The organism is Paenibacillus sp. S33, from assembly GCF_053615415.1.
In genome coordinates this window covers 1,555,116-1,568,249 of sequence record NZ_JBSIEZ010000001.1, presented here as the reverse complement: position 1 = coordinate 1,568,249, position 13,134 = coordinate 1,555,116, and the positions used below count along the sequence as shown (strand labels likewise).

The 13,134-nt window shown below is 43.3% G+C and carries 18 protein-coding genes; 3 read left to right on the top strand and 15 right to left on the bottom strand.

What is annotated here, in order from left to right:
* Nucleotides 1–40 precede the first annotated feature (40 nt).
* Nucleotides 41–262, top strand: a complete 222-nt coding sequence (locus ACWGXJ_RS07380; RefSeq protein ID WP_235307864.1) for a helix-turn-helix domain-containing protein — start codon at nucleotides 41–43, stop codon at nucleotides 260–262.
* Between the two features lie 104 nt (nucleotides 263–366).
* On the opposite strand, the gene ACWGXJ_RS07375 is transcribed toward ACWGXJ_RS07380, so the two are convergent.
* The 4 genes from ACWGXJ_RS07375 to ACWGXJ_RS07360 all read right to left on the bottom strand — a co-directional run bounded on the left by ACWGXJ_RS07375 (nucleotide 367) and on the right by ACWGXJ_RS07360 (nucleotide 2,622).
* Nucleotides 367–924: a hypothetical protein gene (locus tag ACWGXJ_RS07375; RefSeq protein WP_452566491.1), complete on the bottom strand. Its 558-nt coding sequence runs from the start codon at nucleotides 922–924 to the stop codon at nucleotides 367–369.
* Nucleotides 925–953: 29 nt separating this feature from the next.
* Nucleotides 954–1,322 (bottom strand): barstar family protein, encoded by a 369-nt coding sequence (locus ACWGXJ_RS07370; RefSeq protein WP_452566490.1) that lies wholly within the window; start codon nucleotides 1,320–1,322, stop codon nucleotides 954–956.
* 136 nt (nucleotides 1,323–1,458) lie between these two features.
* Entirely contained in the window at nucleotides 1,459–2,106 is a 648-nt protein-coding gene (locus tag ACWGXJ_RS07365) for a YfjL-like protein (protein WP_452566489.1), read from the bottom strand.
* Between the two features lie 27 nt (nucleotides 2,107–2,133).
* Nucleotides 2,134–2,622 (bottom strand): HEAT repeat domain-containing protein, encoded by a 489-nt coding sequence (locus ACWGXJ_RS07360; protein ID WP_452566488.1) that lies wholly within the window; start codon nucleotides 2,620–2,622, stop codon nucleotides 2,134–2,136.
* 208 nt (nucleotides 2,623–2,830) lie between these two features.
* Here ACWGXJ_RS07360 and ACWGXJ_RS07355 point away from each other — a divergent pair, with 208 nt between their 5' ends.
* Nucleotides 2,831–3,589 carry a DUF2087 domain-containing protein gene (locus tag ACWGXJ_RS07355; protein ID WP_069291461.1) on the top strand — a complete coding sequence of 253 codons (759 nt, stop codon included), beginning with the start codon at nucleotides 2,831–2,833 and terminating at the stop codon, nucleotides 3,587–3,589.
* Nucleotides 3,590–3,622: 33 nt separating this feature from the next.
* Nucleotides 3,623–3,964 (top strand): GIY-YIG nuclease family protein, encoded by a 342-nt coding sequence (locus ACWGXJ_RS07350; protein ID WP_069291460.1) that lies wholly within the window; start codon nucleotides 3,623–3,625, stop codon nucleotides 3,962–3,964.
* Nucleotides 3,965–3,966: 2 nt separating this feature from the next.
* On the opposite strand, the gene ACWGXJ_RS07345 is transcribed toward ACWGXJ_RS07350, so the two are convergent.
* From ACWGXJ_RS07345 to ACWGXJ_RS07295, 11 genes are all read right to left on the bottom strand, one after another.
* Nucleotides 3,967–4,527: a GNAT family N-acetyltransferase gene (locus ACWGXJ_RS07345; RefSeq protein ID WP_061829107.1), complete on the bottom strand. Its 561-nt coding sequence runs from the start codon at nucleotides 4,525–4,527 to the stop codon at nucleotides 3,967–3,969.
* Between the two features lie 29 nt (nucleotides 4,528–4,556).
* The gene (locus tag ACWGXJ_RS07340) at nucleotides 4,557–5,114 is read right to left on the bottom strand and encodes a hypothetical protein (protein ID WP_348621921.1); all 558 of its coding nucleotides are present in this window, start codon (nucleotides 5,112–5,114) and stop codon (nucleotides 4,557–4,559) included.
* Between the two features lie 309 nt (nucleotides 5,115–5,423).
* Nucleotides 5,424–6,368 carry a class I SAM-dependent methyltransferase gene (locus ACWGXJ_RS07335; protein WP_452566487.1) on the bottom strand — a complete coding sequence of 315 codons (945 nt, stop codon included), beginning with the start codon at nucleotides 6,366–6,368 and terminating at the stop codon, nucleotides 5,424–5,426.
* Nucleotides 6,369–6,483: 115 nt separating this feature from the next.
* Nucleotides 6,484–7,695 (bottom strand): rhamnogalacturonan acetylesterase, encoded by a 1,212-nt coding sequence (locus tag ACWGXJ_RS07330; protein ID WP_452567878.1) that lies wholly within the window; start codon nucleotides 7,693–7,695, stop codon nucleotides 6,484–6,486.
* Between the two features lie 60 nt (nucleotides 7,696–7,755).
* On the bottom strand, nucleotides 7,756–8,238 hold the full coding sequence (locus tag ACWGXJ_RS07325; protein ID WP_235307856.1) for a ribosomal maturation YjgA family protein: 483 nt from the start codon (nucleotides 8,236–8,238) through the stop codon (nucleotides 7,756–7,758).
* A gap of 222 nt (nucleotides 8,239–8,460) precedes the next feature.
* The gene (locus ACWGXJ_RS07320; protein WP_452566486.1) at nucleotides 8,461–9,048 is read right to left on the bottom strand and encodes a GNAT family N-acetyltransferase; all 588 of its coding nucleotides are present in this window, start codon (nucleotides 9,046–9,048) and stop codon (nucleotides 8,461–8,463) included.
* The gene (locus tag ACWGXJ_RS07315) at nucleotides 9,045–9,758 is read right to left on the bottom strand and encodes an HAD family hydrolase (RefSeq protein WP_069291454.1); all 714 of its coding nucleotides are present in this window, start codon (nucleotides 9,756–9,758) and stop codon (nucleotides 9,045–9,047) included. The genes ACWGXJ_RS07320 and ACWGXJ_RS07315 overlap by 4 nt, the downstream gene beginning before the upstream one ends.
* 250 nt (nucleotides 9,759–10,008) lie before the next feature.
* Entirely contained in the window at nucleotides 10,009–10,566 is a 558-nt protein-coding gene (locus tag ACWGXJ_RS07310; protein ID WP_061829100.1) for an SMI1/KNR4 family protein, read from the bottom strand.
* Between the two features lie 25 nt (nucleotides 10,567–10,591).
* A complete protein-coding gene (locus ACWGXJ_RS07305) occupies nucleotides 10,592–10,987 on the bottom strand; it encodes a hypothetical protein (RefSeq protein WP_452566485.1) in 396 nt (131 codons plus the stop codon).
* Between the two features lie 145 nt (nucleotides 10,988–11,132).
* On the bottom strand, nucleotides 11,133–12,218 hold the full coding sequence (locus tag ACWGXJ_RS07300) for a saccharopine dehydrogenase family protein (RefSeq protein WP_452566484.1): 1,086 nt from the start codon (nucleotides 12,216–12,218) through the stop codon (nucleotides 11,133–11,135).
* Nucleotides 12,205–12,972 (bottom strand): class I SAM-dependent methyltransferase, encoded by a 768-nt coding sequence (locus ACWGXJ_RS07295; protein WP_452566483.1) that lies wholly within the window; start codon nucleotides 12,970–12,972, stop codon nucleotides 12,205–12,207. Before ACWGXJ_RS07295 ends, ACWGXJ_RS07300 begins: the two co-directional genes overlap by 14 nt.
* Nucleotides 12,973–13,134: the final 162 nt, after the last annotated feature.

The window sequence follows — 13,134 nt, the reverse complement described above, 5'->3', positions numbered from 1 at the left end:
TTATCAACTAGTTTACTTGATTACTTTTGGAGGAATTGTTGTGATTAGATTTTCTCTTGATAAAATTATGAAGGACCGTGGACTCGAACAGAAAGATATTGTTTCTATAACGGGAATTAATAGGAATACGATTAAAGCTTTGGCCTCCAACGCAAACGCCCGAATTGACTTTCCAACCTTGAACACACTTTGTAGAACCCTTGGCGTACTCCCTGGTGAACTGATCGAATACTTGCCAGAAGACGACGAAGAGAGCCGTTAACATGTTACGGCTCTCTGTTCTTTGTATAATATTCAAAATACTTTTTTACCGATCTTCCCACTCAATTAGATTCGAACATCGTAATCCCTTTCTATCAGGCACCCTTAAATATATTTCTCCCACGTATGATAAATGTCGAATAAAGCATTGGGATTACGCTCTCCGTCTAGAACCAGATACATTTTATTCGATGCAATCCTGATCACATCCATATCTGTTTCCTTAGTCAAACCAGTGATAACAGGACGATTTACGCTAATATAAGACTTTGGTTTAAAAACAACTCCCCAGTTCAACCCACTGTGATTACTTTTTACAACCTCTCCTAGATAAATGGCAATATCCAGTGTAAAAGCTTGAGACTTTGTGTCGAGTTTTTTTTCATATATATAGTTCTTCAACCATTCTTCGGTTTCTGAATGCTCCTCATCTAATTCTGAAGCACTTTTACTTTGAATCTGTACATTCCCTAGATACCATTCCCAAATATCTATGAGCGAACGATCACTGTAATCCAGATGTATCTGTGAAAATGCGCCAAGTTGCTCTAAACGTGAAGGTATTTGTCGTTTAAACCAATTAAAATGTTCTTTTGCTTCGTTTTTACTCATTTCAGAGTATTCTTTCATGTCAAAAGGTGGTTGCATTAATTTATAATCCATTTCAAAAATTCCTTTCTTGCTTTGCTATCTTAATTCGAAGAAAAATTCACGGTAACACCACCTGATACTAAGATCGTTAGAAGATCCTTAAAATATTGCTGTGGTGAAAATCTATAACATCTCTCTTCTTGATCCCATTCTTCCTCGAATCTTTCCAAGAAATAATGTGCGTTTTCCCAATGGATCGTGAACGGTCCTACTGTCCCAAAACCTCCACAGAGACAGTCCGATATACTGTCCAAGCTAAATCCATAGTACCCTCCGGGCCCATTAATCGCTTCACCAAGTGCTATAAAAAATGTTGTAAAATCAGATATGTATTCGCCGCCTAAGGTGTAGACTTCTCCTCGTTTATCCAGTCTAGCAAAATGATTAGATGCAGAATGTATTCTAGTCACGTTTAGCCACCCGGACCGTTCTTCTTTAGAAAAGCCTTGCCATATATTATTTTCAAGCGACTGTGCACCCTTTAAAAACTCCCATAATCTTAATTCCACAGGGGAGGGCTCTGTTTCAAGTTCTTGGGTAGAATAATTAATTAATTTGAAGGCGGTAAGGATTGAGATCCTCTGGCTTTTTAATTTTTTTCAGATCTTCAGTAGGTAAATAGAAGTAAACATCCTTATCTTTGGGCTCAAACGTTAACGAAGCATCATACTTCTTTTCAACAATCCACTGCTTTATTTCCAACATCTCTTGAAGATAATGAGTGGCTGAAAAGTTACCTTTAATAAGAATTGTAGCGTTTGATGAGAAGGCTCGGCTAACAGTAGAATAGCTTGGAATTTCATCGCGGTATATTATAGTATGACTTCCAAGACTATATATATCTACTATCACTTCTGCATCTGATCCTGTAACTTGCTTTGCTTTTTTGGTCACGGCAGTTTTTATCTCATCCATCCAAATAGAACAGGCATAGTTATCCATCATTTGCCCATAATAGTCTTCATCCACCAAAAAAGAAATCCCTGAGTCAGAGATCACATTTGCTATAAATTTATCATTCTTAAAATCATAATCTATTGAATCAATTTTCCAGTTCATAGTGTACGTTTTATGTAGGTAGTCAGTGACGTTACTCCGAAATTGGACTCTTTCTATCGGACTTCCTGTTGTAATGGATACAACTGTATATGCAATTAGAATGATGATCACGAATAAAACAGCTTTTTTTAACACTCCAACCAAACCTCTCTAATAAAAGAATCATGTAAAAAGCTCTAAAGATTCCAGCAAAAAGTCACGCTTATATTTGTTTTTATAACCGGCTAGCTTTCTTCTTATCTTTTGTCTACATATGTCCTTTTGCGCCTTAGTAATTTTATCTTGTACGATACTTATCAGTTGATAAGATTGTCTACTCGCTTCAAAGGTATCATCCAGTAAATCTACCAGCGCCACAACATGAGTAGATACGTCAAAAAATTCTAAAGCATATAACAGTGTTCCTCTATTCCCCTTGGTCTTTGGATTTCTTAACAAGTCGATAAGAGGCAACACCGCTTCACGGTCTCCTAGATCAGCTAACGTAATGGCGATTACATTTCTTAGCAATACACTATCCGTCGTTGCTAAATATCTCAATAATATTGGAGTGAATGTATAATCCAGCTTTTCACCTATCTCCTCTATAATCTTTACCGCTTCCTTTAAATCTCCACTTTCTATGACTTCTTCTAATCGCATTTTGTTCATAGTTTACCAACCCACCTTATTACAATATATAGCAACTATCCAGTCTTAATGCAATTCAATAATTTACATATGATAACAATCCGATGTCTCTTTTGTATATAGCAAACATTGTCGAGACCCTAAATAAATATCCACTCATTGATTTAAAACAAACAAAATGTTATATTATCTATAAAATAATCATCATTTAATTGAGGTGTTTACTAAAATGGATCATTCCGAACTATTCTGGAATGCTGGAATCGAAGAACTGAAGCGAGGATATATTCGCCAAGAAGAACAGGTAATTTGCCTGCTGGACGGACAGCGGTTTGAGCAAGGCATCATATATCAGGATCAAGGGGTATTTTACGACGCGGAGAGGTACATGCGACTTCATATTGAGCGGACGTACGGATCGGTGTTTGACTATTTGATCGGTCTGGACAAAAAGCTGACTGGACTGACGGATCATCAGAATCGGTTGCTTCAGTTATTTTATCAAGGCATGGGCGATGCGGATATTCAAAAGGAAACCGGAATCGGTAGCGCATCCACCATACGTAATCATCGCTTTGGTCTCAAAGAAAAAGAACGACAGGCCAAGGTTTTTCTCACATTAATGGAGCTGCTAAAGGAGAAAGACCGTCACGCACCCGCCATTGTAGAAGTACCAGTACAAGCACGGATGGTGGACGAACGCTACAACATTACGGAAAACGAGCGGCAGAAGGTACTCACGAAGTATTTTCCGAATGGGACAGACGGACGCCTAAAGACCTTTAAAATGCAAGAAAAGCACAAGCTGATTGTGCTGCGTGAAATTGCGGGCCGTTTTGTAAAGGGACAAATATATCATGAGAAGGATATCAATGCGATTTTACAGGAAGTATATGACGATTATGTCACGGTGCGAAGATATATGATTGAATACAATCTATTGGATCGTAAGCCGGATGGCAGTGAATATTGGTTGAAGGAATCTTGAATCTCAACGTTTATACAATAGGAGGATTCGACAATGAATCGAAGAAAAGAATTGGTGCAGCAGTACATGGAGATGAAGACAGAGGCAGGAATCTATTGCATTCGAAATACACGTAACGGGAAAATTTTCGTCTCTTCCACGCCGAATTTAAAGTCGCTGAATGGACGGCGTTTTGAGCTGAACATGGGTGGATTTAAGAATAAACAACTGCAACAGGAATGGAATGAGTATGGCGAAGATTCGTTTGAATTTGAAGTGCTGGACGTTTTGAAGAAAAAGGACTCAGCGTTCTTTGATGTCAAAGATGCACTGACAAAGCTGGAGCAGACCTGGCTTGATCGACTCCAGCCATACGGAGACAAGGGATATTTATAAACTTACCGATCCACGGAAAACTCCTTCCGAAGGTATCCAAAAATAACAGCGTCGACAAATTGACCTTTTTCATAAAAATAGTCTCTCAGGTGACCCTCTTTAGTAAAGCCACTTTTGAGCAGTAGCCGTCTGGAGCCTTCGTTATCTGGATCAATGAAGGCTTCTATACGGTGAACCTGCGGCAATTGAAAGCCATAATTCACGACCACCTTCATCGCTTCTGTCATCAGACCTTGCCGCCAATATTCCGGTGCCAGCTCATACCCAATCTCAATACGGGAGTGCTCCTTGTGCCAGTTATGGAATCCAATTGTACCCACGATCCGCTCAGGAGCTTCTTTTAACGTAATCCCCCAACGAAAGCCCTCTTGCTTCTCATATCTGGTTAGCATCGAACGAATAAATTTTTCGGCTTGCTCTACCTCTGTAAAGCTTTCCAAGTCATAATATTGTGTGACCTCATCCTTGGAAAAATAGCCGAACACATCCTCCGCATCCCCTACTGTAAGCTGTCTTAAACGAAGCCTATCGGTTTCTAAAATTGGAAACGTTTCCATTGACATTATCCATCTCCTCCTTTACATCGAAGAACCTATCTTATCAGCCACCAGCCAATCCCAACCATCACTCCATTTATGAAGAATAATACAATACACGCTCTCCACTTGTGGATTCCACTTGTTTGAAAAAAAACTGTGACTTTACTTCGACACATGAACAACGTAAACAACAAATTCCAAATAATACGCATACCATATTTTACGTAGTATAGAGCAGGGTTTAGCTGTACACCGCCCAACGTTGGAGGGACATCCGGAATAAACAGAATTGCACACGTATAACGCATGGTCTCATATGTAAAATAAAATACTGCCAGCCACCAAGCCCACTTCTTACCAAATAACATACCGACACCGGCAGTCGTCCCTGCCAAACCGAGTAACGCGATAAATCCTTGAAACATGCCCCTACAAATGCCTACTAACGTAGAAGCCTCATTTAATGCATTAAGCGTCAATAGCTGGGTCACCAACAGAAGTGCCCCATTAAAGATCAATAAAATGGCTGAAATGCTTACACCTAAAGGTCGTTCGAAAACCACGTTCGTTACATAATCTTCTACTTCTTTTTTCGTATACAGATCTGACACTTCTTCTACTCTCCTAACCCAAATTATATACTTCCATTTTCGGGCGGGTATAATAACAGTATGTTCTCGCCTCATTCCCATATATCGGCTTTTAGGAAAATATGATTTAATCTTTCCTGAAAATTCCGTTATCCGTAAGCTAATTATTATTATTCAGTGCAGCCATACAGCTAATGATCATCCTCTAATGGTGTCTAATTAGCTTCATGAGAATCTTTATCATTAACAGAATCCCAAATAGAGTAATATCTATCCTTATACTACCATTCCAAGAATGAATCTGACAAATGAATGGACTACTACTCGCGCTTATGAATGTACACGCGTTATTTTCGTGGCCCTGTAACCTTCAGATGACTGGATATACTCTACTTGATAACCCATTCGGGCATCCAAAAGCTCTTCCATAAACGGAAGGCACGGACTGTAAATAAAACTCCCTCCTGGCCGAATGGCTCTAAGCAATTCCATGTATTTGCGAACGTACTCATGAATATTACCATCTGCCTTCAGATGATGATGTATAAAATGATTGGAGAATGCCATATGTGAAATGATTGTCCCCCATGCACTTTCTCCAAAGGTGGTCTCTAACCAATCTCCTCGAGTGACACAACCTTCTGTTTCAGCCAACCGATCTGTTCCGTAAGCCTCAATTCCACAGGCACGTAAATAAGTAATTAACCGTGCCTCAGATCCGCAACCAACATCTAGAACAGGCTCTTGCAAACGAGCAATGTCCAATCCTAGTAGATTAGCTTGCAACTCCGGCGTATATTCCTCACAAGGTATCCAAAAGGTATACTCACACTCTGCATACTTAGCAAACATTTCACGTCCGTTGGTACGAGTTAAAAAATCCCTCAAATGCCCGTAATGCTGCTGAAGCAGCAAGTCCAGGATTGCTCTATCTATAGATTTCTTCTGGAATAACTTTTCAATCCGAGTGAAGAGTCGATCATACAGCTCCGTAAGCTCCTTCGCATGATCTGTGTGAAAATGTAGATACTGATTGGTATTTACAAACTGGGACAGTATTTTAGCCGCTACATCCTTCACAAAAGCGTTATACGTATGCTGGCGCTTCAAGCTTTGAAGCATGAGGATCAGTTCCGAGCTTCTCTGCGTCAGCCAGTACGTCATTTCTGTTGAAGGTCCTAACAGAACAGAACCCTCGCGCATATAAAATAAACTCCGATGCTGATTGTACAGGAGTTGACCGTTAATAAGATTATGAAGTTGAGCGACTGTCATTCTCGCTTCCTCCTTAAGATCCAGAACATTAAAGCCCTACCCAAGCCTAAGCAATGCTATCTTTGGGTAGGGCCAGCTTATTTTCTAAGTATACCATGACTATGGAAATAATGTTTTATTGCGAACCTTCCGCCTGTACATAAGAGGATAAAGGAATATTCAGCTCACGTATTCCCTGAGCTACCAGCCGAGCTATTTGCTCCGCACCGTATTCCTGAAAATGTGTATCATCCTTCACTCCATCAGGAAATGCAGGATACACCCCTGGCTCCACATGTAAAAATAACGGGAGTGTTCCTTCGAGGCCAAGTGTATCATAGTACGCTACACTCAAGCGGCTAAGATCGACCAGTGCAACATTTGTCTCCGATGCTGTTTCCTTCATGGCCTGCACATATTCCGGGAAACTAATCCGAAACGAGGCACTTGCCGCATCATAATCCCGGCGGCCAACAGGAGTAATTAGCACAGGTGTTGCACCGCGTTGGATGGCTCCTTGGATGTAGGTTTTTAAGTAAACTTTGTAATCCGCGGGTGAAACATAACGCTCTTGGTTGTTGATCGCGGCATCATTATGTCCAAACTGAATGAGCAGATAATCTCCTGGACGGATATTGCGTAAAATATCATCTAACCGCCCTTGTACCAGATAGGTTTTCGTGCTTCGTCCACCAATAGAACGGTTCACAAAAATAGGCTCATCTGTGAAGAACGGTGCAATCATTTGCCCCCAGCCCGCTTGAGGCTTCATCGCGGATTTATAGGTTTGAACCGTAGAATCTCCCGCAAGATATACCGAAGGGCGTTCTCCAGCCGTTCGAGCATCCTTTGGAGTAATAACCAAAGCGTTAATCTTCGCTTCATTACCTGAGAAATACAATTCGAGCTGACCGTCGATGAGTGCAAGTTCAAATCCAGCCTCGACAAATTGTCCTGCTGTTTTGGTAGTAGGTTCTACCTTGACAATGGACTCGGCTTTAACCGTAATGTCTGTGTTTCCGGCAGTATCCCCGGCAATAAGGGAAAGCGTGTAATCCGCAGGTGGTAAATTGACAACAAATGATGATCCTTGAACACGAACAAAATCTGAGCGTATAGCATCACTTCCACCACGATCCTCTTCATCCACCTTGGAAAGATCGGTAAATCCATAGCCTCGCTCAGGCGTGTAAACATCCTTGGCAGTGACTTGGGTGTAGCCGTCAGCTACGTTCCCTGGGCCAAAGTCGAATCGAAGAGGCGCCGCAAGCTGTCTTTCGGCCAGTGCTTGCCCTGGGATAAGTATGGTTGCAAACAACAAGCTGAATCCTGCGCATAATCCAATCATCTTACCGAACAACCTGTGACGCTTTCCCTTTTGTTTCAAGCGCAACCCTCGCTTTTCAGGTTATTTAAGTGGTTTGTCATTGTCTCTACGTGTATTGCTCCCCGCCAGCTTTTGACAGCCTTGATCCAGCGCCCAGGATACCACAATGCCAACCGTGTACCTGATCAGATCCGCGGTCAGGAACCCTTTCCCAAGCACCAAGCCACCCAGCGTCGTTGCCCGAATGTGGTTAATCCAGGGTGCCTGGTACATCTGGCTGAACTCAATGGCGAAGCAAAACAGCAAGCTGCCCCACAGGGCTACAGACAATTGACGATTCACCCACAACATTCTCAGCCCAAAATAAATCATGCACGCCCACAAAGCATCCCCAAAGTGATTAGCAACGAATTCAGGCAACTGGGAGGAGAAAACCCGGCTTCCCAAACCCAACAAAATCGTGACCAGCACAGCAATTAGGTACGCAGCGCGGGCCTTCCAGCGGAATTTCGCCTTTATTTCCCGATTGGCCTTTCTAATGACGCTCTTACGAACGCTCCTCATGCTAAATCACCTGTCCTAATGCTGGGACATCTTCGCCAAGCTGCTGGAAATTCGTAAAGCATCCTCTTTTGGATAGCGCTTGCAAGATTGCTGAACCTTTTGCTGATGACATATTGTATGCACACTAACTTGTCTGTATTTTTCATAATATAATTAATCATAATGAGCCTCCGTAATATCGTACAAACCATCAGCAACTTCCAAACTGTTCATGTGAGGATACTAAAATTCAATACCACGCACCTTGGCAAAAACCATTTGGTGTGCCATGCTTCCCTCTTCATCATACTCGACGTTTCTTAAAATCCCCTCCAGTGTAAAACCTGCACGTTCCGCTACCTTGGCGCTGCGCGTGTTTCTGGAATCACAACGAATCTCCACCCGATTGGCATTCAAATGCTGTATGGCAAAATTCGTAATACCGTGCACGGCCTCTGTGATAATGCCTTTTCCGGTCCATGATGTTCTGAGCCAATACCCAATTTCAAATCTTCGTGCATCCCAATCAATACGATGCAGACCGCTGCTGGCTACAAATTCTCCAGAAACCGTATCAAATATATACAACATCATATCAGACCGATCCAGAAATTTAAGTCTGGCTTGGCGCGAACGGATTTCAGATTCCTCTGCCGTAGGAAGATTTCTTGCAAACGGAAGCCAAGGCCGCAGTTCATTCGCACTCTCTCGCATCGCCTCATTGACAGCCGCCCCATCCCCCCACTGCGGGGCACGTATGGTCAATCGTTCCGTCTGGAATTGGTCAGGGAACGATAAGAGAATGGGATTCGTTTGCTGCTCCATACTCATGATGCACCCTCCTCCTTATTCGTTGAATAACTGCGACGATCCAGCCAACCTGTGATTTCACGCAAACTCCCAATCTGATAGTCCGGTACAATGCCCGTTTCCTGCCACGTCATAAAGCCTTCCAGCCAGATGGTATGCAATCCTGCACTTTGTGCACCACGAATATCATTTGTCGGGTGATCGCCTACATAGCAGGCATGGCCGGGATCGACAATGCCCAGCTCATTCAGAGCCAACTCGAAAATTCGAGGATTAGGCTTCTGGATGTTGACGCCGCCCGATACGATAATAGAATCGACATAATCCCTCAGCATAACTCGGTCGATTTTCGCTTGCTGCGTACGGAGTGAGCCGTTGGTAATAATACCAAGCTTCAAGCCACGAGACCGCAGTTCAGACAGCACTTCCTTGGCCCCGTCCATCAACACCGTAAACTTATGAAATTCACCATACCAAAAGCCCAACATCTCTTGTACTGACGTATCGGGATTTTTCAGTTCCAAGTCTGCATGCAGCTCGGTATACAGTTCCCTCTTATCCCGATATCCGTCCTGATCCGCCAAACGTATCTGTTCAACGACAGCCGCGCGGATCGCAGGTTCTTCTGCCACAATAAATCGTTCTATAAAGCGCTCTGTATATGCCGCAAACGCCTGTTTACGATGAATAAGAGTATTATCCAGATCAAAAATAATCGCTTCTATGGACATAAATAGCTCCCTTCCTTCATCCTCTTGCACCGATTAGGTTGAGACAAATTGAATAATTCCTATTAGAAATAAAAGAAAAAAAATAGACAAGAAAATGATGATCATGTACTTCAAGATTCTCTTGGAGGTCGACTTTTGTTCCAGTTTGGTCTCAATCTGGGTCAACCTTTCTTTGATTTCTTCCAAATCCTGCTCCACCTTCACATCATGCTCCCCTTCCTTCGTTTCGACTTATTCATCTTCCTGACACTCACTCACAAAAGTTGCTCCAAAAACGCACCTTTTTTACGGCATTAAAATCAATTTGTTCATAAGGCTTCTCTCCAAATTCCAGCTTGAAATACTCCTGCAAACATTCCCCATACACGATAATATCCGTTTGATACACTGAAAATACCGGATTTCCTTCTTCAGATGGCTGCTCTGGGATATATCGATGTCCGTTGATCGGGATTAGCTTGGGCACACGTAAAATCTCACGTTTACATATATCAACGGCTTCCGCCGAATCTGTCGGTTTTTCGCCCCATTCGGGAGGCCAGAATATATGCTGCTCCACATCAAAAATCATACCTTCCAGCGGCCAATTCAACCTTTGCCGAATTACACCCATCCGCTGTGGTGACGTATCTCTCCAAGGGATAAAGCTTTTACCGATGGGAAGAACACTCATCAGAAGCTCCCTCAAATCGGGCGGGAAGTGAATATCATACCTGCCTTCGACATCGGTAACCTCTTGCATGGATAAGCCTGGAGCTAAGGTCACATCGTGTTTACGTAATAAATCTATGATATAAGCGATATCCATCTCTTATCGACTCCTCAGCAGCTAGCTAGTTGACCGGATTGGTCAAGAGGCCTACCAGGCTTGTAACTTCAACTTCACCAACACGGCGCAGGCCTTCCATAAAATATCCCCTCGTTCCTACCTGTATCCGGTGTCCGTGTACCTTTCCCCTCATTTCTCCAAATAAAATCCACATTCTCGCCTGTCCTTCGCGGCGAACCGGATGCTCGGTATCCATGATCAATTGACCATCTTCATCTTCAAACTCAGGATGTATGGCATAAATTCCCATCGTCGTGATTTCATCGCTCTCATAGGCAAAATCACAGCGATAACCCTGAATAGGCAGCTGTTTCCTGCCTCCTTCTTCCGGCGTGTAAAATCGATATTTTATTGTAAAATCGTGCGGATGCTGTCTGCTATTTTCATAGGGGTTCCACATTTCATATCATCCCCTTAGGTCTTTTCCAAAAATATGTACTTTATTCTAGTGTAATTCAATAGGAAAAGAAATCCAAGACTTATCCGCAATACATTGCTGAATAAGCTTGGATTATATGAGAGTCCTTTATTAAAATATATGATTTCTATGCTTGCTGTCCGTTCACCTGAATATCTACGGATACTTGCTGCCCCAACCAAGCCTGCATGCGATTCCACGAAAAAACCTGCTCCATGTGAAATACACCATATGGAAGCTCAGAACGGTACAGGGCGAGCGCTGCAAAGACGGCTGCCTTAGCGGTTAAATCAGATTGATGGTGCCCCCTCAGCCGACATTCTACCTTCGTCTCCTTGCCATTGAGCGTTCCTCGGGCATCTACCTTGACCGCTACAACGTTCCCTCCTAGATGTATCTTGCCAAAGCTGCGAACCACCGCATTACGCACGGTTTGCTGTCGGAGTAGACTTGATACTCCTATCGTTCGAAGCCCTGCCAGAAGCCGGGTGGTCAAGCGCGAATCGAAGCAAAGGCGTGTGCTAACCGTAGGAACTTTGAGCGTACGAGGAAGTGTCTGCTGATCCGAAAAAGGAAATCGATACGCCCGATGACGCCCCACTCCTGCACCAAAGTCTGCCACTATGCCGTCGGTAAAGCTTTTTCGAGTCACAGGGCGTCCCTGTTCTATAACCTCCAAATCGGCATGAATCTGATCTACTGTCCACTCAATGGCAGCCTGACCGTGTTGATCTCCCAAGCCTAGCATCAAAGATATGTTCAACTCATCTGTCTGATCCATGAGCTGTGTCGCTTGCAGTGCTAACAAATTGGTCAGCCCCGGAGCTAATCCTACACTTAACAGGGCTGTGGCCTGATAAGCTCGGGCCTCTTGATGACACTGCTCCACTTGACTCAAAAAGGCCGCATTCGCTGTAATATCCATGTAATGCACCCCATGTCGAAGACAGGCACGTACCAAGGCCGTATTGTCCTGATCCAGACACATGATAACCAATTTAGCTTGCTCTAATATCGACGGGTCCATCGGCTCATGAATATTTAGCTGCAAGGGCCGTATCTCACCATTCGATTGTCTACTAAATTCAGTGGCCCGCTCCAGACTACGACCTGCGGCAAATACCTTGCCGGGAAACATTTCACTTAACTCCGTGCATATAATTTTTCCAACATGGCCATACCCGCCAATGATGATGATGTTATCCTTTGTCATAAGTCGTCTCTCCCTCTTTAACCGCAAACCATGCATTTACTAAAAAAGCGCCATAATACCGGGTGATGTAGGTAAAGCCTGCATCTATCAACAGTTCCTGTATTGCCGCATTGGACACCGGGTTTGACTCACGACCGATGGAAGCAGCGAAGCGTTCCCATTCCTCCAGTGAAATGCCCTGACTCAGCATATGACCCTTCCACGCCTGCATTTGGATGGAAAAAGAAGGCTCCTGCGAATTCCCATTAATAGAAGCTAGACAAAAAGGTGCACCCGGCTTGAGTCGAGCAGATATCTGGCGTAGCAATGCCTGTTTACTTTCCAAGCTCTGAAGAAAATGAAGCACCAGCAGGCAGGTTGCAGCGTCATAGACCGGTCCTCTGGATGACTCTTCCAACGTACCTGCAACAAACGACATTGTTGAACTGATGCCCGCATGTGTCACACGCTTACGTGCCAAATCCAGCATGTGCTCGGAGGGATCAACTGCCGTAAAGGACCATGCTTCATGGCGCTCTCCGAGCGTAATCAATTCCTGGCCGCCTCCAGCTCCGACAATTAGCACATTTGGATCTATATTTCGAATATGAGCTTGTGCCTCAAGTTGTGCGGCTATCAAACAGTCTGTCATCTCGTACAAATGAGCATATCCAGGTATTTTTAAAGCAATCGTATCCGCGTACTTATGCACATTCGGATGATTCCAGCTCATAGGTTGATTTGAGTCCGTATTTCCAATAGGGGTATGTTTCATATGTGCTTTCCTCCAAACATTTAGCCTTGATCTTCTCAGACCATTCGTTTATTGTTGATTTAATTAAGAATCATTCTCAATTATAAAGACAATACGAATATCCACCATCCCATAAATGTGGGATTTAATAATCGCGCTTGAGAACCTCCAGCTTTCACGATA